The organism is Methylotuvimicrobium sp., assembly GCF_050611805.1.
Classification (GTDB): Bacteria; Pseudomonadota; Gammaproteobacteria; order Methylococcales; family Methylomonadaceae; genus Methylotuvimicrobium.
The window spans coordinates 39366-64091 of the sequence record NZ_JBNGHF010000002.1; the positions used below are offsets into that span (position 1 = coordinate 39366).

17 protein-coding genes are annotated in these 24726 nt (G+C 45.9%); 12 read left to right on the top strand and 5 right to left on the bottom strand.

The annotated features are described in order from the left end of the window. The first annotated feature begins 13 nt into the window (after positions 1-13). The 3 genes from ACRJJO_RS01655 to ACRJJO_RS01665 all read left to right on the top strand — a co-directional run bounded on the left by ACRJJO_RS01655 (position 14) and on the right by ACRJJO_RS01665 (position 6952). A complete protein-coding gene (locus tag ACRJJO_RS01655) occupies positions 14-1630 on the top strand; it encodes a sensor histidine kinase (RefSeq protein ID WP_431064242.1) in 1617 nt (538 codons plus the stop codon). Then, positions 1627-5187 (top strand): PAS domain S-box protein, encoded by a 3561-nt coding sequence (locus ACRJJO_RS01660; RefSeq protein ID WP_431064243.1) that lies wholly within the window; start codon positions 1627-1629, stop codon positions 5185-5187. The genes ACRJJO_RS01655 and ACRJJO_RS01660 overlap by 4 nt, the downstream gene beginning before the upstream one ends. Before the next feature lie 493 nt (positions 5188-5680). Continuing rightward, positions 5681-6952 carry a hybrid sensor histidine kinase/response regulator gene (locus ACRJJO_RS01665; protein ID WP_431064244.1) on the top strand — a complete coding sequence of 424 codons (1272 nt, stop codon included), beginning with the start codon at positions 5681-5683 and terminating at the stop codon, positions 6950-6952. A 68-nt stretch (positions 6953-7020) separates the two neighbouring features. Here ACRJJO_RS01665 and ACRJJO_RS01670 read toward each other — a convergent pair whose 3' ends face one another. Genes ACRJJO_RS01670 through ACRJJO_RS01685 form a run of 4 tightly spaced genes read right to left on the bottom strand, consistent with a single transcriptional unit; the run spans position 7021 to position 10242 of the window. Beyond that, positions 7021-7956 (bottom strand): ATP-binding cassette domain-containing protein, encoded by a 936-nt coding sequence (locus tag ACRJJO_RS01670; RefSeq protein WP_431064245.1) that lies wholly within the window; start codon positions 7954-7956, stop codon positions 7021-7023. Positions 7957-7967: 11 nt separating this feature from the next. Further along, the gene (gene hflD, locus ACRJJO_RS01675) at positions 7968-8597 is read right to left on the bottom strand and encodes a high frequency lysogenization protein HflD (protein ID WP_431064246.1); all 630 of its coding nucleotides are present in this window, start codon (positions 8595-8597) and stop codon (positions 7968-7970) included. Next, the gene (locus ACRJJO_RS01680) at positions 8594-9034 is read right to left on the bottom strand and encodes a rhodanese-like domain-containing protein (protein WP_431064247.1); all 441 of its coding nucleotides are present in this window, start codon (positions 9032-9034) and stop codon (positions 8594-8596) included. Before ACRJJO_RS01680 ends, hflD begins: the two co-directional genes overlap by 4 nt. Positions 9035-9042: 8 nt before the next feature. Continuing rightward, on the bottom strand, positions 9043-10242 hold the full coding sequence (locus ACRJJO_RS01685; RefSeq protein WP_431064248.1) for an EAL and HDOD domain-containing protein: 1200 nt from the start codon (positions 10240-10242) through the stop codon (positions 9043-9045). 391 nt (positions 10243-10633) lie between these two features. Here ACRJJO_RS01685 and ACRJJO_RS01690 point away from each other — a divergent pair, with 391 nt between their 5' ends. The 4 genes from ACRJJO_RS01690 (at position 10634) to ACRJJO_RS01705 (ending at position 17716) form a co-directional block, all read left to right on the top strand. Beyond that, positions 10634-10843, top strand: a complete 210-nt coding sequence (locus ACRJJO_RS01690; RefSeq protein WP_431064249.1) for a heavy-metal-associated domain-containing protein — start codon at positions 10634-10636, stop codon at positions 10841-10843. Between the two features lie 92 nt (positions 10844-10935). Continuing rightward, positions 10936-13191: a heavy metal translocating P-type ATPase gene (locus tag ACRJJO_RS01695; protein WP_431064250.1), complete on the top strand. Its 2256-nt coding sequence runs from the start codon at positions 10936-10938 to the stop codon at positions 13189-13191. Then, the gene (locus tag ACRJJO_RS01700) at positions 13191-13703 is read left to right on the top strand and encodes a hypothetical protein (RefSeq protein WP_431064251.1); all 513 of its coding nucleotides are present in this window, start codon (positions 13191-13193) and stop codon (positions 13701-13703) included. The genes ACRJJO_RS01695 and ACRJJO_RS01700 overlap by 1 nt, the downstream gene beginning before the upstream one ends. Before the next feature lie 1217 nt (positions 13704-14920). Then, a complete protein-coding gene (locus tag ACRJJO_RS01705; RefSeq protein ID WP_431064252.1) occupies positions 14921-17716 on the top strand; it encodes an EAL domain-containing protein in 2796 nt (931 codons plus the stop codon). Positions 17717-17736: 20 nt separating this feature from the next. On the opposite strand, the gene ACRJJO_RS01710 is transcribed toward ACRJJO_RS01705, so the two are convergent. Further along, positions 17737-18276, bottom strand: a complete 540-nt coding sequence (locus ACRJJO_RS01710; RefSeq protein WP_431064253.1) for a hypothetical protein — start codon at positions 18274-18276, stop codon at positions 17737-17739. Between the two features lie 439 nt (positions 18277-18715). On the opposite strand from ACRJJO_RS01710, the gene ACRJJO_RS01715 reads away from it, so the two are divergent. The 5 genes from ACRJJO_RS01715 (at position 18716) to ACRJJO_RS01735 (ending at position 24724) form a co-directional block, all read left to right on the top strand. Next, on the top strand, positions 18716-19864 hold the full coding sequence (locus ACRJJO_RS01715; protein WP_431064254.1) for a DUF484 family protein: 1149 nt from the start codon (positions 18716-18718) through the stop codon (positions 19862-19864). A 669-nt stretch (positions 19865-20533) separates the two neighbouring features. Continuing rightward, on the top strand, positions 20534-21895 hold the full coding sequence (locus tag ACRJJO_RS01720; protein WP_404361215.1) for a V-type ATP synthase subunit B: 1362 nt from the start codon (positions 20534-20536) through the stop codon (positions 21893-21895). Next, positions 21876-22478, top strand: coding sequence for a V-type ATP synthase subunit D (locus tag ACRJJO_RS01725; protein WP_431064255.1), 603 nt, complete (start codon positions 21876-21878; stop codon positions 22476-22478). Before ACRJJO_RS01720 ends, ACRJJO_RS01725 begins: the two co-directional genes overlap by 20 nt. Beyond that, positions 22479-24275 (top strand): V-type ATP synthase subunit I, encoded by a 1797-nt coding sequence (locus ACRJJO_RS01730; RefSeq protein WP_431064256.1) that lies wholly within the window; start codon positions 22479-22481, stop codon positions 24273-24275. It abuts the gene before it with no gap. Further along, a complete protein-coding gene (locus tag ACRJJO_RS01735; RefSeq protein ID WP_014148134.1) occupies positions 24275-24724 on the top strand; it encodes an ATP synthase subunit C in 450 nt (149 codons plus the stop codon). Before ACRJJO_RS01730 ends, ACRJJO_RS01735 begins: the two co-directional genes overlap by 1 nt. Positions 24725-24726 lie beyond the last annotated feature (2 nt).

A 24726-nucleotide genomic window follows, 5' to 3' on the forward strand; every position in this document is an offset into this window, starting at 1 on the left:
ATTCGGTGGCGTCATGATCGATGAATTGAGCCAATTTCTGTCAACAAAGGGATTGCTCCCTCACGGTTATTGTTTAAGTTGGTCGCCGCCTTTAGTGATGACTTATGTCGTTAGCGAAACATTGATTTTTCTCGCTTATTTTTCCATGCCGGCCGCGTTGTCTTATTTCGCGAGACGACGCAAGGACTTTCCTTATCAATGGGTACTGTGGATGTTCGCCACGTTTATCATGGCTTGCGGACTGACTCATCTGATCGGGGCAGTCTTACTTTGGCAACCTTGGTATGGCTTGGATGTTATTTTCAAGTCGACTACCGCTCTGATTTCGATCGGCGCAGCCGTGTCGCTCTGGTATGTGCTTCCCGACGCGCTTAGATTACCTAGCCCCGCGCAATTGCGTCGAGTCAATGAGCAATTACAAGCTGAAATTATCGAACGAAGAAGGGTTGAAGAAGAGTTAAGGCAAGCGAAGTCTGAAATCGAACTAAGCTTGCACAAGGAACGAATACTTCGTGCGGCTATTGTCGAGTTTTCCGATGATGCGATTATTGGCGGCAGTGACGATGGAGTCATAACGGATTGGAACAGGGCCGCTGAGGCGATGTTTGGCTATACCTCAAAGGAAGTTCTAGGGCAATCGCTGCTCTCGCTGATGGCGCCCGCACAGCGCGATCAAGAGCAGATGCTAGTCGAAATTGTCGGTAGGGGGCGATCGGTCAGGCAGCACGAATTACAGTGTTTACATAAGAATGGCAATTTGTTCGATGTGGCGATGACTATTTCACCGATTTTCGATGAAGAGAAAAAAGTGGTGGCTTTATCAACGATTGCTCGGGATATCACCGAGCGAAAGCGTAATGAGCTGGAGATACTGAGACTCAATGCCGATTTAGAACGACGCGTAAAGGAAAGAACCGCCGAACTGACCTTGGCGAACCGAGAGTTGGATAGCTTCGCTTATGCGGTCTCCCATGATTTACGAGCTCCGGTCCGAGCATTGAATGGTTTGAGTTGGGCTTTGATCGAAGACTATGCGAATGAATTGCAAGAACAGGCACAAGAATATTTACAACAGATCGGTGTTGCGACCGGCCGTATGAATGATTTGATCGACGGCTTATTATCGTTATCGCGAAATACCCGTGGCGAGTTAAGCCGCGATCGGGTTGATATTTCTTCGCTGGCGGTTCGCGTGCTCGCCGAACTGTCCGATAACAATCCCGGATGTCATGTCGATGTGCGGGTCGAACAAGGTCTGAATGCTTGTTGCGATAAACGCATGATCGAATCGGTCATATCTAATTTGCTCGAAAATGCTTGGAAATATACGACTAAACAAAAGACGGCGAGCATTCGAGTGTTTGCTCGAGATAGAGAAGGCGTCCGCTATTTTTGTGTGGCCGACAATGGTGTCGGCTTCAATATGGCAAATGCCGAACGCTTATTTCAGCCTTTCCAACGCTTGCATCATCAAAATGAATTTCCCGGAATTGGTATCGGTTTGGCTACCGTTAAACGCATCATCAATCGACACGGCGGCGTAATCGAAGCAAATAGCCAACCAGGTAAAGGAGCTGAGTTTTGCTTTTCATTGCCTGAAATTGCGGTCGAAGGAAACGAGTCATCATGAATGACGTACAAAAAATTCTTGTCATCGAGGATAGCGAGGCAGATTTTTTGTTGTTGGAACGCTATTTGCGTAGGCATGGACTCGCGTCTGTGTGTTTTTGCGTAAGCTCCAATACGGAGTTGTGGCGTGCTTTGCAAAACGAATGGGATTTGGTTCTTTCCGACTATAATGTGCCCGGCATGAATTTTCAGTCGACGCTACAGTTTATCAAGGCACATCGGGGCGACTTGCCGATTATTTTAGTGACGAGTACGATCGGCGAAGAAGCCGCCGTAGACCTGTTATGGCAAGGCGTTAGCGATTTCGTACTCAAGGATAATCTTGCCCGCTTGCCTTCGTCCATCCATCGCGCTTTGAATGAAGTCAAAGAGCATCGCGCTCTGCAACAAGCCGAAGTCGCGTTAAAGCAAAGCCAGGCGAAAGCCCTCGAGGAGCAACGCCTAGCCCGTCTTGCCGCGTTGAACTTAATGGAGGACGCGATCGCGGCGCAAACTAGAGCGGAACAGGCGCATGCCGCATTGTTGGAGTCAGAAGCTAAATTTCGTTTGTTGGCTGAGAACTCTTCGGATTGTATTTTTTGGCTCGATCCTGATGGGCAATTCAATTATATTTCGCCAGGGTGTGCGCAAATAACAGGTTACCCCGCTGATGCGTTTCTTGAAAATGCCAAGCTCATGGACGAGCTTGTGCATGAAGAGGATCGGGACAGATATCGACACTATCTGATGAGCGATAGTGAAGACAAAACGGGCTATTTGGAATTTCGAATCGTACACAAGAATGGCACTATCCGTTGGATCAGTCATCAGAATAAGGCGATCTATGACGAGAACGGGGCTTATCTAGGCAAGCATGGCTGCCATCGCGATATTACCGCGCAAAAATCGATGGAGCAAGAGTTGCGCGATAGTGAGGCGCGTTTCCGGGTGGCCGTTGAGAACATTCGGGATGCCTTTATTTTAATGGATGCAGACGATAGGATAGTTATTTGGAACCCCGCAGCCGAGACAATATTCGGTTATACGCAAGACGAAGTGAAGGGGAAGTTGCTTCATGCTACGATTGCGCCTTCTCGTTTACATGATTCAGCCTCAGCCGGGTTATCGAATTTCAAACAAACAGGGGATGGACCGGTTGTCGGTCGTACTTTGGAATTGCCTGCCGTTCGCCGAAACGGCGAGGAGTTTTTGGTCGAGCTTTCCCTGTCGTCTGTCGAATTGGACGGGCATTGGTATGCTGCCGGTATTGTCCGCGACATTACCGAGCGTAAACAAACAGAGGAGCAGTTACGCAAGCTTGCACAAGCCGTCGAGCAGAGTCCCGAAAGCATTGTGATCGCTAATTTGGATGCCGAGATCGAATATGTCAATCAGGCTTTTGTGGCGAATACTGGCTATAGCCTTGACGAGGTAATCGGTCGTAACCCTAAAATTTTACACTCCGGTAAGACGCCGCGTGAGACGTTCATTCAATTTTGGGATGCAATGAGGCGCGGTGAAACTTGGAAAGGCGAATTTATCAACCGGCGCAAGGACGGTAGCGAATATATCGAGTTCGCTATCGTTTCGCCGCTGCGTCAGCCGGACGGTCGTATTACACATTATGTGTCGGTCAAAGAGGATATTACCGACAAAAAACATAACGGCGAGGAATTGGACCGCTATCGTCATCATCTGGAAGAACTGGTCGCCGATCGAACGGCGGAGCTGGAAAAAGCGCGTGCCGCGGCGGATGCGGCAAACAAGGCCAAGAGCTCGTTTCTGGCGAATATGAGTCATGAAATCCGCACGCCGATGAATGCGATTCTCGGCTTGACTTATTTATTAAAACAAAGCCCGTTGTCGCCCGTGCAAGGTGAACGCCTGACTAAAATCGAGATTTCCGCTCAACACTTGTTGTCGATAATTAATGATATTTTGGACTTATCCAAGATCGAGGCAGGGCGTTTGCAATTGGAGCAAACCGACTTCGCGCTCGAGGCCGTGTTGGATCATATTAAATCGTTGATTGCCGATCAAGCCAAGCTCAAGGGCTTGTCGGTTATTTCGGATAGTGACGGCGTTCCTTATTGGCTTAGAGGCGATCCGACACGTTTACGGCAAGCGATGTTGAACTATGCGGGCAATGCTGTGAAATTTACCGAACAAGGTTCGATTGCCTTGCGCGCCAAACTGTTACAAGAGAGCGAGCAAGGCTTATTAGTTCGTTTTGAAGTTCAGGATTCGGGAATCGGCATCGCCGAAGAGCATTTGCCGTTATTGTTTGAATCTTTTTCTCAAACCGATGTGTCGATTACCCGAAAATACGGCGGTACCGGTTTGGGATTGGCGATCACCAAAAGGCTTGCGGCTATGATGGGCGGAGACGTCGGCGTTGAAAGCCGAATTGGGCAGGGTAGTACTTTTTGGTTTACCGCTTGGCTTCGTCGCGGGTGTGGCGTGATGCCGGCGATACAAGTTGAAACAACCCAAGCTGTCGATGATCTATTGCGTCGCCGATATGCGGGCGCGCGTTTACTTGTGGCGGAAGACAACCCGATTAATCGAGAAGTCGTTTTGGAATTATTACATGGTGTCGGTTTGTCGGTGGACACGGCCGAAAATGGTCGTGTTGCATTGGATAAAGTCCGGTCGAAACAGTACGATTTGGTATTGATGGATATGCAGATGCCCGAGATGGACGGTTTGGCGGCTACCCGGGTGATTCGTTCTCAGCCGGAGTATGCGCCGTTACCGATTTTAGCGATGACAGCTAATGCTTTCGACGAAGACCGGCGCGTTTGTTTAGATGCCGGCATGAATGATTTCGTGGCCAAACCGGTGATTCCGGAGGTGCTTTATACCGTGGTGTTGCGTTGGTTGGCGCACGGCAAACATGATTTGCCGGAGCACGATAACCTGTCTGAAAAGCCTCAAGTAGTGTCCGATAAATCGAATAGCCAAAGCGAGTTAGGGGATATACCGGGCGTGGATACGGTTAAGGGGCTGCAGATGGTCAATAGCGATATCGGTAAATACCGACGGCTGTTACGTATGTTTGCGCAATCGCATCGGCAAGACATGAGTCTGGCACGGAAACAATTAGCCTCCGGCGATAACGAAGCCGTTCGTCGCTTAGCACATGCTCTTAAAGGTGTAGCAGCGACTTTAGGCGCTAGCGTTGTTGCCGATTGTGCGGAAGCATTGGACAATGCCTTACGGGCAGATGCCGGGCTGGACGATTGTATGAAATTGGCGCTTGTATGCGAACATGAATTAATACAGTTGGTCGAGGCAATTCAGTCTTTGCCCGAAGCAACCGAACAGGATGATTTCGAGTCGATTGATGTCGATCCCGAACACTTGAGGAGCCTCATTCAAGACCTTGAGCGCTTATTGGATGAGAGCAATGTTAAAGCCGGCAGTTTAAGCCGTGAATCGGCGGCGATGTTGCGGGTCTATTTAGGCGATCGTTTTGCGATGTTTAATCGGTGTATTGATCGGTTCGATTATGACGAGGCTTTACGGATATTGAGAAGTGTACCGGATAACGATAATGACGGATTATCTATATCCTAACGTTCATGAAGAACGGCAAATGAAAGCTCTTTGGTGACGGAGAGTGCGGTCACTCGCACGACATGATGCCGTGAACCCAGCACCTAAATTACGCAAGTTTTGCTCATTCCCAAGCTCTGCTTGGGAATGCAGTTTCGGAAGCTCCGCTTCCCGTGTCGTTTCCCAAGCAGAGCTCTCATCGTTATACATAAGTCAAAAATTACCCTTTTGCAATCTTAACCAATGAGACCTCGATACCATTTATTGTCACTTAACATTAGCGGATCACCTAACGCTAAACGAACCGCGTAGGGTACGCTGTGCGTACCATGGTAACCCCGCAATGTTCATGTGCCAACCGAGCCGCCAGGGCACGACTTTGGTACGCGCAGCGTACCCTACAATTTATGTATAACGAAGAGAGCAGAGCTTGGTAAACAGCGATGAATGCAAATTCACGAATTTTCACAGTAATTGCCGCAATTGATTCGGCCTGACAACGCGAGAAATCGTCATGGATAATAAAAAAAAGATACTGATCATCGACGATATGCCGGCTAATCTTGAATTGATGGCTGGAGTTTTAAAAGATGATTATAGTGTTCAAGTTGCTACATCCGGTGAAAAAGGCTTGAAATTGGCGCGTGAGCACATGCCTGATTTAATATTGCTTGATGTGATGATGCCGGGAATGAGCGGTTACGATGTGTGCCGTCGACTGAAAGCCGAACCGGAACTTTGCGAAATCCCGGTGATTTTCGTAACGGCACTAGACGATCATGCCGATGAGGCATTCGGTTTGCAATTGGGGGCCGTCGACTATATCGTTAAACCGGTTGTGCCGGGCATCGTCATGGCACGCGTTAAAAGCCAATTAGCGCTAAAAAACGAGCGCGACTTACTGGCAAGTCAAAATGCATGGCTAAAATGCGAAGTCGAACGCCGTATGAACGAATTAAAAGAGGCTCAGGCGTTTTTATTCCAATCCGAAAAAATGGCGTCATTAGGCTTGCTGGCTGCCGGTATTGTTCATGAGATTAATAACCCGTTGAGTTATGTCTATGCGAATTTGGAAGGCTTAAAAGATCGCTTACAGTCGGTATGGTCTATTTTCGAATTGACCGAAAAGTTTTCCCGGCAATTGCCGGAAGACCAGCCCGATGTGTTGTTTTTCCAGAAGCTTAAAGAAGAATTGGATTACGATAATTTTAAAGTCGATTTAGCCGAATTGATCGAGGAGTCGATCGAGGGGGCAGTGCGAGCTAGAACAATCATTCAGAATCTTCGCGAGTTTTCGCATATGAATGAGCGCGAAAACTGTCCGCATGATATTGAGTCAGGCATCGATGCAACACTTAACATCGTGAATAACGAGTTAAAGTATAAAGCGGAAATTATCAAGGAATATGGTGGGCTTGAACCGATTAACTGCGTCGGTTCACAGATTAATCAGGTCGTGATGAATTTACTGGTGAATGCCGCACAAGCCATCGAAAAATCAGGAAAAATAATTATAAGAACGGGCGGTCAAGGGCAAGACAGGGTATGGATAGAGGTTGAAGATACGGGTTGCGGCATGTCCGAGGAGGTTAGGCGGAAAGTATTCGACCCGTTTTTTACGACCAAGCCGGTCGGTCAGGGGACGGGCCTGGGTTTATCGCTGTCCTATAAGATCATAAAGGAGCATGGCGGGACGATCGATTTGACATCGGAATTAGGTAAGGGGACAAAATTCCGTGTCTATTTGCCTGTCAATAAAGAGGTGGAGCCTGGAGCTCCATTATAAAGGCCAGAATACACTCATATTGACTCTATTTAGAAAGTCACAGGATGCCGTTAATAAATTTCTTATTATCAGGATACGTTACGACGGCTCGATTCGGTCAGTTTGACAAAAACATCTTCAAGCGATTTTTTTATTTCGGTAATTTCTATTAATCCCCAGCCCAGGCGAACGGCAGTTTCGGTAATATGTTCGTTAAGATTTTGCGTATTATCGTGGTGTAGTCGCGTAATGTTTCCGGGTAGGCCTTCGACTGACAATATGCCGGGTATTGCTTTCAATGTGTTGAAATCGGCCGGCCGTCGAGTTTTGATTTGCAGTATGCTGGTTTTCATCTGCCGGTTGAGTTCTTCGATCGTTTCGTGAAAAATCATTTTGCCGTGCTGAATGATTTGTACATGCGTACAGGACTCTTGGACTTCAGGCAGAATATGAGTGGACAGAATGACGCCGTGGTCTTGGCCTAATTCACGGATCAGGCTTCGAATTTCTCGGATTTGAATCGGGTCGAGCCCTACTGTCGGTTCATCGAGAATGACGACGTCGGGATTGTGCAAGATTGCTTGAGCGATGCCGACCCGTTGTTGAAAGCCTTTGGAAAGATTGCCGATGAGCCGGTTCGCGACTTCTCGCAGGCCGCAACGCTCCTTGGCCGTTTGGATGGCTTTTGATATATGTCCGCGCGTTAGACGATGGAGTCTCGCGCAATAATGCAAGAATTCATTGACGGTTAATTCACGGTATAGCGGAGGTGTATCCGGTAAATAGCCGAGTTTCAGCTTGGCCGATTTCGGCTTATCGAGTATGTCGTAGCCGTTAATAGTAATGAGTCCGGCGCTGGGAGCAAGATTGCCGCAGAGCATTTGCATCGTCGTGGTTTTACCAGCGCCGTTCGGTCCTAAAAAACCTAGTACTTCGCCTTTAGACAGGGTAAAACTAACATCGTCCACCGCACAAAGGTTGCCGTAATAACGGTATAAATGTTCGGCAATTATTAGATGACTCATACAGCAATTCGTTAGATTCGTTGGAGTAGTGCTTCGACTTCCGTTTGTAGTTTTTTTCGGAAGAACAAAAATTTCCAACGCGATCCGCCGCATTGCTTCCATAGGATTGCCGAGCGTATGCCGGCGAGCAACAGAGCTCTGATTTTATTGACGATATCGGGTCTCGATAAATAATGTTGTTCTCCGTTGACCATGATCCTCGGTTGTAGCGTACTGATCGTATTGTGATAAATATCGCCGAGGTTGGCTAATACGTTTTCGTGCAAAAGCCCGAAAGTTTCGCTTTGCCGTTGGGCTTTTTCGATGCCTTTGCCGATGACTTCCATTAAATCGGGACGGTTCGACACTTGTTTTTCGAGAAATACTAGCGATGCCGCATATCGTGCTTGTTCGGGATCTGCGATATCGAAACCGGTCATTTGCCGGTTGAGTTGTTCCAATCCGAATTTGATACCGGCTAAGCCGCCATAAATATCTTCAACCGTATCCGAGTCGATTTTAAGAATGCTGGCGATACTGGCTTCGGTTGCATCGGGATCTGATTTGCCGGTTGTTGCCAATTGCCTGACTAAAGCGGCTGCTTGGGCGATGCCTGCGAGTGCGATCGCTTGGTTAGTAATGGTGTTGAGATTGTTTGTCATTGTTTGCAAGCCAGTAAACCAGGGCAATGTTGAGTGGTGGCATAGCCAGCTTGAATCCAAGTCTGAATACCGTTTTGTAGATGATTGATGTTGCCTAAACCGAGCTTTTGCGTCAAGAGATTACCGGCTTTTTCACTTCGGTTACCGGAACGGCATACCAGCACGACGGGTTGGTTCGGTGAAGTGCGTAATTTTTCCATTTCGCTTAGCCATTGTTCGGCATCGTATCGGCCTCGGTCATCGAAAAATTGCAGCCTTACGCTATGAGATATGGTCCCGGTCTCGGCCCATTCTTTTTCTGTACGAATATCGAGGATCAGCGCATTCTGCTTGGTTTTCATGTCGAGCATTTGCGGTATATCGATAGCCTCAAGCTCACTCGCCGATAGTAACTGCGTATGGATCATCAATAAAAATAAAAATAAGAGCTTGTTCACGGAATCGGTTATTCGATGTTGTTCATTATTTGATTTGCCCAGTTGATGCTTTCCAGATACGCATCATTAATCATTGCTGGCGTTAAAGTCTTAAAGTGTATCGATTGCGGCAACCATTGTTCGAAACCGAGCACAAATTGAAGGATTTCTCCGCCCAATCCTTTTTTTTCCAAAATAGCAATCGCGACATCGGCCGTCAATGGTAATTGACCAAGCGCTTCATCGATCGGCAAATCTAGAATACTGTCGAGACTCGATAGTATACCGATTAAAAAGTAATGTTCGGGTTCCTCGCAAAGGTGCCGGGCTAATAGTTCGCACATTTTAGCTCGAATCAAGGTTGTTTGAAGTATGGCTTTCGGTTTATTCGATAACGAGGCGAAGGTCAGAATATTACACCATCGTTTGATTTCATTCAGGCCAAGATAAGAAACGGCATGCCGAATCGATTCGATGCGTCTTGGAATTGCAAAAAAAGCCGAGTTAATGTAGTGCAATAATTTAAAGCTTAATGTGACGTCTTGCGAAATGATTTGTGTCAGTTCGAGAAATTCTACGTTGGGATTATTGATCGCAGCCAACAGTCTGATTGCCGCTGTTTGGTTTATACCCAAACGTCGGCCTTCGACTATGTTCGGTTTGCTGAGAAAAAAACCTTGAAAATAGTCGCAGCCAAGTTCAAGTAGTTGTTCGTATTGTTGGTGGCTTTCGACTTTTTCGGCTAATAACTTAATGGGGTAATGTTTGAGTTGTTTAATTATGCCGAGGGTTTCTTGCTCGGACATTTGCAATACATCGAGTTTGATGATGTCGGCGTACTCTAATAAAGGCCTCCATTCGTCAGTCAATACAAAATCGTCTAGTGCTACGGTATAACCGAGTTGCTTTAGCTCTTTAATATTGTTGATGATTCTTAGGTCGACTTTGATATCTTCTAGTAGCTCGATAACAATGCGTTCTTTGGGGAGGCTTAGCGGCGTTTTTTCAAGTATATTTTGGCCGGTAAAGTTAATGAAGGCTTTGTGGCTTTCGACTAATTGATTAATGCCGAGTTCGAGTATCGTATCGGTAACGATTTGGTTCGTCGCTTGCGTGGCTTGGCTTTCTTGCGCCAAGTCGAATTCATGGCCTCGAAAAAGAATTTCATAGGCATAAATTTCAAGTTTTCTATTAAAAATTTGTTGGCGACCAATCAAAAAGTTTGTCATTTAGATATGCCCATTGCTGAATATCCCGGTGCTTCTTTAAACCTGCGCCAAAAATGGAGTATAAAATAAAGTATGAAAGCATTGTATTTGGTTGTATTGCATTTGAGCGTTAGACTATCGCAAATTATTGTTTAAGTTTATATCATGTTTGACAAACAAGCGTCGATTGATGTGTAGGGCCAGCAATTCCCAATTTGAGGATAAAAAAGGGTGCGGGGTGTGCTTGGCGAGGATGTCGGCGGCAGGGAGCCGCCGTCAAGCCCCTATGGATGGGTCTACGGCGTTCCTCGACAGGCATACCCCGCACCCTAAACACGGCGAAATTTCTTAAACTGGGAATTGCTGGTGTAGGGCGCTTCATTTAGAATTATTTAAAATTAGTGGAGAGGAAATGAGCGAGAAAATTGTGCTGATGGTAACCGGTATGAAATGCGGCGGTTGCGAAACCAATATCAGCGATAAATTAAAAACTTTGGATGGTGTGTTATCGGTTTCCGCAAGCCATAAAGACAATAAAGTGGAAGTCGACTACGAACCGGCTAAGATCGATGTCGAAGCAATAGAAGATGCCGTGATCGATGCCGGCTTTTCAGTAGAATGAGGGATTAATTAGGTTCAAGATGAAAGATGAAAGGTGCTTTGTCCCTTAAGCCTTGCCCCTTAAACCTTATTCACTTCTATTCGGAGATTATCATGAGCACGCAAAACGAATCCGAGATGCCGATGCCCGAACTGCGCCTGTCGATTTTGGGTATGCGCTGTGCCGGATGCGTCGGTGCTGTTGAAACCGCCTTGGCGGAAGTTGAAGGCGTGGCCGAAGTTTCGGTCAATTTTGCCGATCATTCGGCTCAGGTCAAAGGCGATGCCGATCCGGACGCATTAACCAAAGCGGTAAAAGCGGCGGGTTACGATGCGGCCGTCATGGAAGGTTTGGATGAAGATCCCTCCGAACAAGAAGAGCTCGAACTCAAACGCTATCGTTCGTTGATGAAAAAAGCCGCAGCGGCAGCAGCGCTGGGTATTCCGTTAATGCTGGCCGATCACTTCGACTGGCTGCCCGAAATCGGTTCCGAAGCCGGACAATGGTTTTGGCCGCAACTTTCCTTGATGACCTTGGGTATCTTGATTTATTCAGGCTGGCATTTTTATAGCGGTGCGATCAAGTCGTTGTCTCACGGTCAGGCCAACATGGATACCTTAATCGCGCTCGGAACCGGTTCGGCTTGGTTGTATTCGTCGATTGTGATCGATTATTCCGATGCCTTGCCGTCGCTAGCCAAGCATGCTTATTTTGAAGCGGCCGTGATTATCTTGGCGTTCATCAATTTAGGTTCCGGTTTGGAAACTTTGGCGCGCGGCAAAACGTCGGGTGCGATTCGTCAATTGATCGGGCTTCAACCGCGTACCGCGAGAGTCATCCGTGACGGAAAGGAAAGCGATATTCCGATTCACGATGTCGGGCTCGGCGAAATCTTGCGGGTTCGTCCCGGCGAAAAAATTCCAGTGGACGGTACGGTGACCGAAGGGCATTCGTCCGTCGACGAATCGATGTTGACCGGCGAACCCTTGCCAGTCGAAAAAACGGAAGGTTCATCGGTTGCAGCGGGTACGATGAATCAAAAAGGAAGTTTTATTTTTAAGGCAACCCGTATAGGTCGCGATACCGCTTTGGCTCAGATTATTAAAAGCGTGCGTCAGGCGCAAGGCAGCAAGCCCGATATCGCGCGTTTGGCCGACAGGATTTCGAGTGTCTTTGTCCCGACCGTTGTCGCTTTGTCAATACTCACATTTTTTATATGGTTGGGTTTGGGGCCCGAACCGTCACTCGGGTACGCTTTCGTCACTTCGATGACTGTGTTGGTGATTGCTTGTCCCTGCGCCTTGGGTTTGGCGACCCCGATTTCAGTTATGGTTTCGGTCGGACGCGCGGCACAAATGGGAATTTTGATTCGCAATGGGGAAGCCTTGCAGACGGCCGGTAAGATGACTTGTGTGATTCTCGATAAAACCGGCACGGTGACCGAAGGTAAGCCGTCGGTTTCAACAATCGAGGCAGTGAACGGGTTTTCCGAAGAACAAGTGCTGCAAATCTCTGCCAGTATCGAATCAGGTTCCGAGCATCCTTTGGCGGGAGCTATTTTGGCCGAAGCGGAGCGGCGCGGTATTAAGCCGTCACGGGCAAGGCGTTTCCAAGCTGTGGCAGGTCACGGAGTTTGTGCTGAAATCGATAAACGTCAGGTATATTTCGGTAATACCGCGCTAATGGCGCAAAAAGACGTCGATTGCGCAGCTTATTCGGAGCCAATGCAAGCTTTGTCGAAGCAGGGGCAAACGCCGATGCTGTTAGCTGTCGATAATGAAATCGCCGGTATTGTCGCGGTAGCCGATCCGATTAAAAAAGATTCCGAACAAGCGATTAAACAGCTTAAAGAGCAAGGCATACGCATTATTATGGTGACCGGCGATAACGAAGTTACGGCAAAAGCGATTGCCGGTCAGGCCGGTATTTCCGAAGTTAGGGCGCAAGTGCTGCCGCAGGACAAAGCCGCCGTCGTCAAGGAATTACAAGAGAGAGGAGAAAAGGTCGGCATGGTCGGTGACGGCATTAACGATGCGCCGGCCCTGGCGCAAGCCGATGTAGGTGTCGCGATCGGTACCGGCACCGATGTCGCGATAGAAAGCGCGGATGTCGTTATTTTGCAAGGTTCGTTGATGAAAGTGCCCGAAGCGATCGAATTGTCTAAGGCGACGGTCGTTAACATTAAACAAAATTTGTTGGGCGCCTTTTTCTATAATACGATCAGTATTCCAGTCGCGGCCGGCTTGTTGTATCCGTTGTTCGGGATTTTATTGAATCCGATGATTGCCGGTGCTGCGATGGCTATGTCGTCGGTCACAGTGGTGATGAATGCCAACCGGCTGCGGTGGGTTAAATTAGGAGGAAGGTGATGAATAAATTATTAAAGCTTATATTTTGTATGACTATTGTGTCAGTGGTAGCGGCTTGCGGTGATTCTTCCAGTAGCGCGAAACAAGTCGGGGTCAACTCCTCGCATGTTATTGAAGGAACCGTGACCGACCGAGACGAATTGATTGTTAGCGGAAAAATTGTCGCGAAGGATAAAAATGGAGCGACGATTGCCACTGCTGAACCTGATCAAGAAGCCCACTATTTGATAGCATTGCCGCCCGGGTCCGCTTATCCGGTGACGCTCGAGATTGCCGTCGACAAGAATACCTTACTGGAAGCGGTTGTTATGGATTCGGCATTGGCGATGCAGGATATTTCGACGATGTCGACGCTGGTCGTCGAATCGGCTAGAAATTTGGGCGGTTTGACCAAGCAAAACATGGCTCAGGCTGCTATTAATGCGATTCGGCAAAATAAAAAATCGAGTGGAAAAGGAACGTCTACCGGCTTTAAAGGCGACCCGACTAAGCAATACGGTGGCTGGCATTAATGGAGTACGAGCGCTCACTGATTGGTTATCCTGGCCGGGGTTTACTCCTCGGCAATTGCTACTACATTGCCCTAATACACGCCATCCGAGGAGTAATGCATTTTCTACATTCGTGACATCCTAGTCACTCAGCAGTTGCCGAGGGACTAGGCATAGGTATCTACACAAGTACTTGCCCCTTTTTCCTTGCGGGAGAAGGTTGGGATGAGGGGAATATAAGTGGTTGTTTTTACTCTCACCACCGCAACCCTCTCCAACAGGAGAGGGTGCTAGGCCAGCTTATAACTCATTCTATTTATGATATAAAAACTTGTGTAGTTACTTATGGGGACTAGGGGATATTGTTAAAAAATCCCCTTTCAATTTCCCTTTTCAAAAGGGAGGCTAAATCAGCAACCTGTTTTATCGAAAGACCACCTGAGGGTGCCGTAAAACCTTTTTATGGTTTTTGTTGCTATCTTTGCTCTGTCGAATATTTTTTTATACCTATCGCAGATCAAAATTCGGCACCAGGGGTCCGTCAAAGGACGCCGTGAATACGTCCATGTAGGCTCTATGCCAGCTCCATGCTGGCAAAGCCTTTGCCGCACACCCTGGCGCCTCCTCAGGCACTGCCGAAATTTGAAGTGCGAAAGGTATACTTCCATTTTTTGAATCGATTTCGTCAATTCATGCCGGAATGATAAGGTTACGATAAATTATTAGTGGCTTGATTGAACAAAAAGGTTATACTTCATCCGTTAGAATTTTTTGCTTCAAAGGGTCTGTTATCATATTATTCTGAGATTACATCCATAAATATTTTATAAGTAATTGATTAATATAGTTAAGTTTGTTTGAAAAATAAATTAAACCAATTCAATTATCTTTAATCCTAGAAACAGAAGAGACGGAAAGCGCGAAGTAACACCGTAGGGTTAAATAGGGTAAAAAGCGCTAAAATGCCGATTTTTGTTAAAACTTATCAGTTAACTATTTTCAAATAGTTATATTCCTAATGTTTTAATTGCTCAATTGAAGTAATTCGGTCCGCATTGCCTTGTGTGACCGGCTACGATAAGCCAAGCAATAGATTTCGGCAATGGTCAGATTGCTCTCGAATAGAGTATTTATTTCAGTTGAATCCGACGTCGCACTTTTTATGTCGTTCACCTTATGCGGAGCCATAATATTCAGGTAATAGAGGTGTTTATGTCATGGTTTGATTGGTAAGTCCGATGGATGAAGCCCCTTTTTTCAGTTTGCGCTGGAAATTATCGATTTTATTCGGCATAGGAATGTTGTTCGTTTATGGCGCTTATTTCTATTATGCTTATAACGAAGTGAATCGGGCTTTCAAGCTCGAACGCGAACATATTCAAAGCAAGCAATTCGACACCGCTCAGGTATTATCCAACGAAGCATTCCAAACTTTAGACCAGCTCGCCGAAGGTTTAGCTCTCTCGGTAGGGGATACTGATAAAGAAAAAAAACTGTCAGAAATGTTGGAGCGAAATGGAGAGCAATTACAATTAATTTGGGATATTGAAAATGTTACTCTATTTGATGAGAGTGGGCGACTCATTGGTGCATGGGGGCGTAAGCTGGCAATATCCGATGCTGATGTGCATCAGGTTTTAAAGGTCGAAGAACCTGTTCACCGGCTTGTATGTCCCGATGCTTGTTTTCAACAAACGATGATTCCAATGTTGGGGCAATCAAAGTCGTCCGGTGTATTGAGTGTATCTCAGTCTTTTGCAGATATTATCATAAAATACAAAAAGCTAACGAATAACGATATCGGCATTTTGGTCGAAGACTTCCTGACGTCTGAAGACCCAAATTATGCGGTCAAATTAACCGCTAAAACTTTTTCCGGTTTGGATTTCGACATCTTAGGTATTTTATCCAAGAGCGATGCAGTCAGTCGTTTTGCCGATCGTAACGAACGATTATCTTTCGGAGACCGTTACTATGAGCTCGGTATGAGACGCATGAATCACTCGGAGACAAATCGTGCGCCATTTTTTGTTTTTGTTAACGATATCACTCACGAAATAGATGTTTTAAATGTCGAGCGGAGATCAATTTGGATTCAAGTATTGATGAGTTTTTTCTTATCGCTACTTGTATTATTGATTGTTCTCCGGTTTTTCATTGGTCGCGTGGACAGACTATCAAAAGCGATTCCGTTATTGGCCGGTCGGCAATTTCCGGCATTCAGACAGCAAGTAAAGTCTAAAAGATTGTTTCCATTTTTTCATGATGAAATCGATCAACTAAATCATTCCGTATTAGGATTGGCTCAACAGCTTGAGTTGGTGGAACAAATCGTAAATACTAATACGCTTGAAATCATAGAGCATAACCGGAATTTAGCCGAAGAAAGAGATTTTATTAATCGTATGGTGAGTGCCGCTCCCGTCATAATGATTACGCAACGGATGAATGGATTGATTGCGAGTGCGAATCAGGCGGCGGCGGATGTTTTAGGCGAAGAAAGGGATTCGATTATCGGTAAATTATTTGATCTTTATTTGCCGTCTTCCGAGGAGCATCATCGGGCTCAATTAGCCCGGCTAAGAAGCGATAGGCATGCGCAACGGTTGCAAATAGAAGGTAGTTTGTCATCGAAGCTAGGCGGAAGTCGCGACATATTTTGGATTCATGCGCCATTTTATCAGGATGGCGAAAACCAAGAAGCATTTGTGCTTTCGATGGGCGTCGATATGAGTGTCGAACATATCGTTGAGCAAAAGTTATTAGTCATAGCAAATTTTGATCCGGTTACCGGTCTGGGTAATCAGAGGAGCTTTGAATCCGAACTAGCCGATCGGCTCGCATCGGCTAAAAGACATGGCGGCAAGTTAGCCTTGCTGGTATTTGATGTGACTCCGCGCGGCACGGGCGATTTACGTTTCGATATATCTTACATGGTTCGTGTCGCAAGCAGGCTTAAGCCCATTCTGCGATCTTCCGATCGATTGTATCGTATTGGCGATAATCGTTTTGCGTTGATCATGCCGAATTGTCAACAACGAGGGATTATTGTATTAGCGAATAAAATCATTGATGAAGTCGAATCACTCAATGTGGAAATTGATTCGCCAAACCTTTTCTTATCAACGGGTATCGGAATAGCGCTCTATCCGCAGCATGGCGATACGGTCGATCAATTAAGGGCTAATGCTCATTCGGCGATGCATCATGCAAAAAAAGACGGCTTCTATTTATTTTTCGATCAGCAACGTAATAGTCAAGGCAACGGCAAGAGGCGAAGCGAATGGCAAGTTTTATTCGATATTGCTTTCGATAGGGATCGATTTGTGTTGAGTTACCAGCCGGTTTGGGATATCGATCAGCGTTGCGTAAGTTATTTTAAAAGTCGCTTATGTATACGACGAGATGACCGTAGTTTGATTTCGCCGAAGGAATATTGGCTTTATGCTGAGCAATTAGGACTCGCGGCTCGACTGGAGCGCCTTCTAGTCGTTACAGCAATTAATGAACTTGCTTTTTATAATCAATCGGGGAATCGGATTAGCATCTCGATCGGTTTATCCGGTGCTTTGTTTTTAGATCCCGACTTTTGCTCGGATATGGCCGGATTATTAAACAAAAACGTGGTTGATCCGAGTCAGATCATGTTTGAAATCAGTGAGTCTTCGGTGATTGGACAGTTCGTTATCGCACAACGTTTTGTAAGGCGCATTAAAGAATACGGTTGCCGGTGCGCATTAAACGATATCGGAATTGAGTTTTCATCGTTTTTTTACCTTAAACATTTGCCGGTCGATTTTGTTGAAATCGATGGGCAGTTCGTTGATCAAATTAAAAAGAACCAAGACAACAGAAATAATTTACAGCTGATGGTCGAAGTGGCGCAAGCACTTGATAAAGTTACTACTATTGAGTCGGTGAGTACGCGTCGGATTTTCGATGTGGTTAGGAAAATGGGGGTTAATAACGTCGCTGGAGACTTAATCGGTAAGCCGAGCGAAACCCCAATCATTCAAACGAATCGAGTGGGGTGATCGCTTTCTTGATTTGCAATTTACGCGTAAAACTCATATGGGTTATCGACTGATTCTTGTTCGATAGACATAACGGCTTGATTCAGAGCGATCAATTTTTTTTCTTCCTCGATTTGTAGGCCGATCATATAGAAAATAGGCATCCACAACGGGTTGATCAATAATCCGCCGAGCACTGATTTAAAGGTACGCTTGATATTTTTAAAGGGATTAAAAGATTGACCGAGCGATTCATAGGGCGATGCTTTAAGCGCTGCTTGAATTGGTCTGAGTTTGGATTGTTCCGGTTCTTCAATCATCATTAGGAAATTCGTCAATTTCCGTTCGATTTTTCGATAATTTAATCGCGCCAGTCCCGCCGATACTGCGAATGTAATAGCGACAAAAGGCAATAATACTGCCGGAGGCGCTATCGGTGCAAAAAAAGTCGACATCATTACGATACATAAGCCTGCCATCACAATGTCCTCTCCACGTTCGACATCACGATCAATGGACTCAACGATTTTAGTTACGTTATCGTCCAGACTATTAGCTGAATTGTCTGTTTCTCTATTCATTTTGCATGCTCCACAAGAAGAGTCAAACTGAGAGTATCCATACAAAGCTTACCTCTTTAAAAGGTTATCATCAAAGTTTCAACGAACAAGTTGTGCTATAAAAAATTATATCAATAAGAAAGATGACGGCATTCGTAAATTTTTATTTTACTGCTAATCTTAATGTGCGAACTGTAGAGATGGTTATTACTCCTTATCCGAGTGGAAAACGTCTAGTTTTCAGTTGGTTTTGGGCGCGTTTGTTGGGAATGGCGGTAGTATATCGGCTTTTGCTTCAGCAAAACTGGTATTTCCGTCATCCTTCGTGGTTAGGATCTGCCGTCAAGTTCCCTAAAGATGAGTTTTTTCCGGCTCCTAAATCTTTCCATCTTTCTTATTGGATCGAATTTCGCTAAAACATCGAACAGTTTTATTAATAGGGGAGTAGGGCTTTTTATTAATGAGAGATTTAGCTTTGGAAGAAGATTTAACGACCGATTTGTCGATATTACAAAGTCATTTAGATGGCATGATCAATCGGGTCCAACAGAACAGTAATGCCTTAAGGCGATTTCAAGCATTTGAAAGACACTTGCTTAACTTAAATTCTTTATCCGAAATGATTATTCATATCCTTGAAGACGGGAAGGCGTTTTTCGACCTCGATGCCATTAGTCTATGTTTGGTCGATAAAGAAAACGAATTATCGGAGTATTTGATACAAGACGGTTTCGATATCAAGGCCGCAAGGCAATTGACCTTGCTTAAAGATCGTCATCAGCTGAAAACTCTTTTCGGTTTTGCAGTAAAGCCCTATATCGGTGCCTATCATCCAAAATGTTCTGAATTTTTTAATTATACTGATCGAAAGCCTATTAGTGTCGCATTGATTCCGTTAATCCGACGGGGGAAATACCTCGGATCGTTGAATTTCGGTAGCTTTCAGCAGGAACGTTTTATCGATACGATGGCAACTGATTTTATCGAACATATGATTTCGGTGGTCAGTATTTGTTTGGAAAATAATCTCAATTTCGAGATGATGCGCAGGACCAGTTTTATCGATACACTGACCGGCGTCAACAACAGACGTTTTCTTGAGCAAAGACTTGGAGAAGAAATCGATCGTTGCCAACGAAGCGGTGAGCCATTGTCTTGTTTGTTTCTCGATATCGATTATTTTAAGTCAATCAACGATACCCACGGACATCAAGCCGGAGATTATGTTCTAAAACAAGTGGCCGGATCGGTAAAAAATCTGCTACGCAATAATGACGTTCTGGCTCGATACGGTGGAGAGGAGTTTGTAGCTTTGTTGTCGAACCTTAATGAAAGTAAATTAATAGCTATCGCTGAACGTATAAGATCTACGATTGAATCGCTCAATATGGTTTTTGATGGTAAACCGATTCAGGTGACTATTTCGATAGGGGCCGCGTCTTACTCGGCATCTAAGCATATACTTTCGAGCGCAGCCGATATTGCGATGCGGCTAATTGAGTCGTCCGATGCTGCGTTATATCAAGCCAAGCACAACGGTCGCAATCGTATTGAAAATAATGGCTTTATTATTGACCGAACGCTAATGGAAAGCGCGGTATCCTATTAACCTAGAAAAAGTATTTAACCATCAAGAATAAGAAGTTAGGATTCGGTCAAAAAGTAGGTGTCGGCGGTAGGGAAAGCCGCCGTCTAGCCTACACGGACATATTCACCCAACATCTAAACTCCAAAGTCCATTGGCTATGGTTAACTATCTTGGATAGTCTAGTTGTTTGGCCTGGGCATGCCAAGCGAGCCGCCGAACTCTTAGCTCCAGGAAGTTATTTATCGCGAAATCCTTAATTGAATAGTTTGATATGCATTTGCAAAACAACTTCGCTATTTTGAACGGTTATTCATAGTTTATGAAAATATCTTCTTGAAGGTAAAACTATTCAGTCCCCCGGCAATTATCGTTCCCACGCTCTGCGTGGGAACGCCTGAGTACCGCTCCAGCGGTACGAGACGCTAGAGTGTCTCGGTCTTCATTTCCACGCCGGAGCGTGGGAACGATAGTGGGTGTGAATAATTACTCTTGAAGTGCTTAAATAATCCCTCCGAGCTATCACTAGCCTAAGTATAAAATCACAACTTCCGCTCTGTGCGTTCAATATAACTTCTCTGTTCCGTGCCACATGTCAAAAATTAGACTTTTTATCGGCTTAGACTTGTTATCATAATGTCATCTTACAATATTATAATCCGCTAATATTTAGCCTAATTTTCGGGGTAGCACATGATCGAGCATATGGTCAGACATTACAATATTTTGTCCATTGTCGGTAATATCATTACTGTAAATGTTGACAGTGCCTTTGCAAACCAAGAAATCACAACTCGATTCGGGGATTTAGCCGAAGTCGAAGACGTCAACGGAAGCGAATCTTTGGCTCAAGTCATCAAAATCGATGGAAGCAAGGTGGCTTTGCAGGTTTTTTCGGGAACTCGGGGCATTTCGACCGCAGCTTCGGTGCGGTTTTTAGGTCATTCGATGCGAGTGACTTATTCGGCGAATATTCTCGGCCGGATTTTTAATGGTACGGGGGGTCCGATGGACGGTGGTTCGATGCTTAAACCGGACCCGAAAGTGACGATTAACGGTGCGTCGGTGAACCCGATGAAACGAGTGTTAGCTTCGAAAATGATCCGAACGCAAGTTCCGATGATCGACCTATTCAATTGTCTGGTGGAAAGTCAGAAAATACCGATTTTCTCGATTTCGGGTGAGCCGTTTAACGCATTTTTGGCTAGAATCGGTATTCAGGCCGATGCCGATATCGTAGTTTTTGCTGGCCTTGGCCTAATTTTCGATGATTTTCATTATTTCAGGTCGCAATTCGAGGAAGCGGGAGTCTTTGCGAGGACAGTGATGTTTTGCAATCTAGCTTCCGATCCTATCGTTGAACGCCTATTGGTGCCGGATATGGCATTGGCGGTTGCTGAACGCTTCGCAGTCGAAGAGGGTAAACGGGTATTGGTGTTGATGACCGATATGACCGCTTATGCCGATGCAATGAAGGAAGTCGGTATTTCAATGGAACATGTACCGTCGAATCGCGGCTACATGGGGGATCTCTATTCGCAGTTGGCGCGCCGATACGAAAAAGCCTGCGATTATAAAGGCGCCGGTTCCGTTACAATTTTGTCGGTGACAACGATGCCGGGTAACGATGTGACGCATCCGGTTCCGGACAATACCGGTTATATTACCGAGGGTCAGTTTTATTTGCATGACGGCATGCTCGATCCGTTCGGTTCGTTGTCTAGATTGAAGCAGCATGTCATCGGTAAGGTCACACGCGAAGACCACGCACAAATCATGAATACGATGATCCGTTTTTACGCGGGCTCGGTCGATGCCGAACAAAAGCAGGCAATGGCCTTCGATTTATCCGATTACGATAAAAAACTGCTCAGATTCGGACAATTATTCAAAAAACGTTTCATGGACATCAATGTTTCAATTTCATTGGAGCAGGCCTTGGATTTGGGATGGCAAACCTTGGCCGAATGTTTTGAGGAAAATGAACTGTTGATGAAACAAGCGTTGATCGATAAATATTTCCCGAAGAAAAATTATGGCAAGACTGTCGCTTAATAAGGCTTCATTGCATAAAGAAAGCGCTAAACTCAAGCGCTATCGACAGTATTTACCTTCGCTCGATCTCAAGCGAAGACAGTTGATGGCCGAGCGTGCAAAAGCCTTGGCACGGCTCAAAAATACCGAACTGCAAATCGAACAGTGCCGGCAAAAAGTTAGCGAAACATTACCGATGCTGTCTTATCGAGAGATTAATTTAAATAACCTGGTTAAAGTTTCGGGCGTTGAAATAGGCGAAGAAAATATTGTCGGTGTCAATGTGCCGGTATTGATCAATCACAAACTGGCGCTGATGGCCTATTCGCCTTATCTTAAGCCGCATTGGGTCGATGCGCTGGTTGTGCAATTAAAGATCATGTTGGAATTGAAATTGCGACAACAAGTCGATAGGCAGCGCTTGATGATTTTAGAAGCGGCAGTCAAAAAAGTAACACAAAAGGTTAATTTGTTCGATAAGGTGTTGATTCCTAAAACGGAGCGTAATATACGCAAAATCCGTATTTATCTCTCCGATGCCGAACGAGCCGATGTGGTCCGGGCTAAAATGACCAAACAAATCCGAATTAAACAGGGTGTTTAAATGGCAATCGTTAAGCTGAAAAAGATTACATTTTGCGGCATGCTACCTGATAAGCGTCAAATTTTGGAGCAAGTGCAAGCATTTGGCGGATTGCATTTGATTCCGCTCACCGATCCACCGGATCAGGAGTTCGGCGTACCTAAAAATACTGAGGGCGTGCTTGAAGCGCTTAAATATTTGAACGCTTGCGGAAACAAAAGACATCAGATCAGAGACAGTACTCGCTTCGATCTTGAGAAGGTTACCGAAGAAGTTTTGGCTATTAAATCGAAAGTCCGTGAATATACAGATACTTACGACACATTATTAAAACGAATCGAGGAGGTCGGGCCCTGGGGCGATTTTCATTTGCCTGCCACAGAGCACTTGGCCGGCCACCGATTATGGTTTTACATCGTCCCGAAAAGAATGATGAAAAAACTCGAGGGCTTAGATTGGGTTTGGCAGACGGTTTACCAAAACAATTTGTATTGTTATGTCGTGGTCGTTGCCGAATCCGAGCCGCCCGAAAGTAGCATGCCGGTGGCAAGAACGCATACCGGATCCGTTCCTCTTTCGACGTTGAAAAGCCAGCTCAGTCAGGTCGAGTTGACGCTCGAGGATTTACAAGCCGAACGAGAGTCTTTAACTCGCTGGATAACTTTAATGACAGTGCATTTCAGCGAGGCGCTCGATCTAGCGGATTTGACTAAGGCACAAACTATCACGCACGACGAGGCCGGCGTGTTTGCATTGCAGGGATGGTTGCCCGAAGCACAAATCGATAAATTCAGCCGTTTTGCCGATAATCAAGGCTTGGCTTTATTGGTCGAAGACCCGTCGCCAGAGGATAATCCTCCGACCTTGCTTGATAATCCCCGGCAATTGGCTGGCGGAGAAGACATCGTAAATTTTTATCAAACGCCGAATTATTACGGTTGGGATCCATCGGTTGTGGTGTTTTTTTCATTTAGCGTTTTTTTTGCGATGATTTTATCCGACGCCGGTTATGCCGCGGTTTTCGGATTTATATTGTTGTTTAAATGGCGCCGCCTCGGACAAAGCCTCAAGGGTCGGAGACTGAGGGTGTTGGCCGCTAATACGGTGGTTATCTCGCTCGTCTGGGGCGTTATTTCGGGCGGTTATTTCGGCTACAGTCCGCCCGAAGAAAGATTAGTGTCCGCATTAAAGGTCATCGATATTAACGATTTCGATGGCATGATGCGCTTGTCGATCGCGGTCGGTGTCGGGCATATTGCGTTGGCCAATGCGATTCGAGCCTATCGGCGATACCCTTCTTTAACGGCATTGGCCTCTGGCGGATGGCTGTTGGCAGTCGTTGGCGGATTTTGTTTTTGGTTGTCTGAGGCGATAGATAGTGTGCTGTTGCGCCAAATGGGCATTATTTTGCCGAGCGTTGGTGGCGTTTTGTTGTTGCTTTTCAGTAGTGAACGCGGTTTAAAACGCTGGAACGACTTGTTATGGCGTTTACTGGACGGTTCTAAGAGCTTGATCGGCATTACCCAATTATTCGGCGATGTACTCAGTTATATGCGTTTATTCGCATTGGGTTTAGCGAGTGCTTCGTTAGCGCTGACTTTCAATCAATTAGCGATGCAGGTTTATCATGCTTTACCCGGTCCCGGTTTGTTGTTTAGTATTTTGATTTTAATCGTCGGTCATGTCTTGAATCTGATGCTATGTCTGATGAGCGGGTTAGTGCATGGCTTGCGTCTGAATTTTATCGAGTTTTATAACTGGAGCGTTTCCGATGAAGGTTATCCCTTTAAAGCATTTTCCAAAAAAGGAGTCCGTTGATGGCTGAGGTATTAGTGATTTTAGGATGGATCGGTTTATACGCCCCGATGGCCTTGGGCGCGATCGGCAGCATTATCGGTTGTGCGGTCGCAGGTCAAGCCGCGATCGGTGCGATGCTCGATACCGAAACCGGGCACGGTCGCTATGTCGGCGTTTCGGCGATGCCGTCTTCTCAGGTGATATATGGCATTGTCGTGATGTTTACACTGAATCGGCCGATTACCGAAGCGAATGCTTCCGGCATTTTTGCGGTAGGCGTCTTGGCCGGATTCGCGCTGATGTTTAGTGCGATTTATCAAGGACAATGCTGCGCCTCGGCGATTCATGCCTCGAAAGCTAAACCTGAAATTTTCGGTTTATCGGTCGCTCCTGCCGCGATCGTCGAAGGCTTTGCCGTCTTTGCATTTATTTTCGCCCTCGTTATCAGCGGCGGAATTCCTCAATCTTAAGA

Coding starts and splice junctions, on each gene's coding strand:
- ACRJJO_RS01655 (WP_431064242.1), top strand. CDS start 14: ATGATCGATGAATTGAGCCAATTTCTGTCAACAAAGGGATTGCTCCCT.
- ACRJJO_RS01730 (WP_431064256.1), top strand. CDS start 22,479: ATGGCAATCGTTAAGCTGAAAAAGATTACATTTTGCGGCATGCTACCT.
- ACRJJO_RS01715 (WP_431064254.1), top strand. CDS start 18,716: ATGAGAGATTTAGCTTTGGAAGAAGATTTAACGACCGATTTGTCGATA.
- ACRJJO_RS01735 (WP_014148134.1), top strand. CDS start 24,275: ATGGCTGAGGTATTAGTGATTTTAGGATGGATCGGTTTATACGCCCCG.
- ACRJJO_RS01710 (WP_431064253.1), bottom strand. CDS start 18,276: ATGAATAGAGAAACAGACAATTCAGCTAATAGTCTGGACGATAACGTA.
- ACRJJO_RS01725 (WP_431064255.1), top strand. CDS start 21,876: ATGGCAAGACTGTCGCTTAATAAGGCTTCATTGCATAAAGAAAGCGCT.
- ACRJJO_RS01685 (WP_431064248.1), bottom strand. CDS start 10,242: ATGACAAACTTTTTGATTGGTCGCCAACAAATTTTTAATAGAAAACTT.
- ACRJJO_RS01670 (WP_431064245.1), bottom strand. CDS start 7,956: ATGAGTCATCTAATAATTGCCGAACATTTATACCGTTATTACGGCAAC.
- ACRJJO_RS01695 (WP_431064250.1), top strand. CDS start 10,936: ATGAGCACGCAAAACGAATCCGAGATGCCGATGCCCGAACTGCGCCTG.
- ACRJJO_RS01665 (WP_431064244.1), top strand. CDS start 5,681: ATGGATAATAAAAAAAAGATACTGATCATCGACGATATGCCGGCTAAT.
- hflD (WP_431064246.1), bottom strand. CDS start 8,597: ATGACAAACAATCTCAACACCATTACTAACCAAGCGATCGCACTCGCA.
- ACRJJO_RS01700 (WP_431064251.1), top strand. CDS start 13,191: ATGAATAAATTATTAAAGCTTATATTTTGTATGACTATTGTGTCAGTG.
- ACRJJO_RS01705 (WP_431064252.1), top strand. CDS start 14,921: ATGGATGAAGCCCCTTTTTTCAGTTTGCGCTGGAAATTATCGATTTTA.
- ACRJJO_RS01690 (WP_431064249.1), top strand. CDS start 10,634: ATGAGCGAGAAAATTGTGCTGATGGTAACCGGTATGAAATGCGGCGGT.
- ACRJJO_RS01660 (WP_431064243.1), top strand. CDS start 1,627: ATGAATGACGTACAAAAAATTCTTGTCATCGAGGATAGCGAGGCAGAT.
- ACRJJO_RS01720 (WP_404361215.1), top strand. CDS start 20,534: ATGATCGAGCATATGGTCAGACATTACAATATTTTGTCCATTGTCGGT.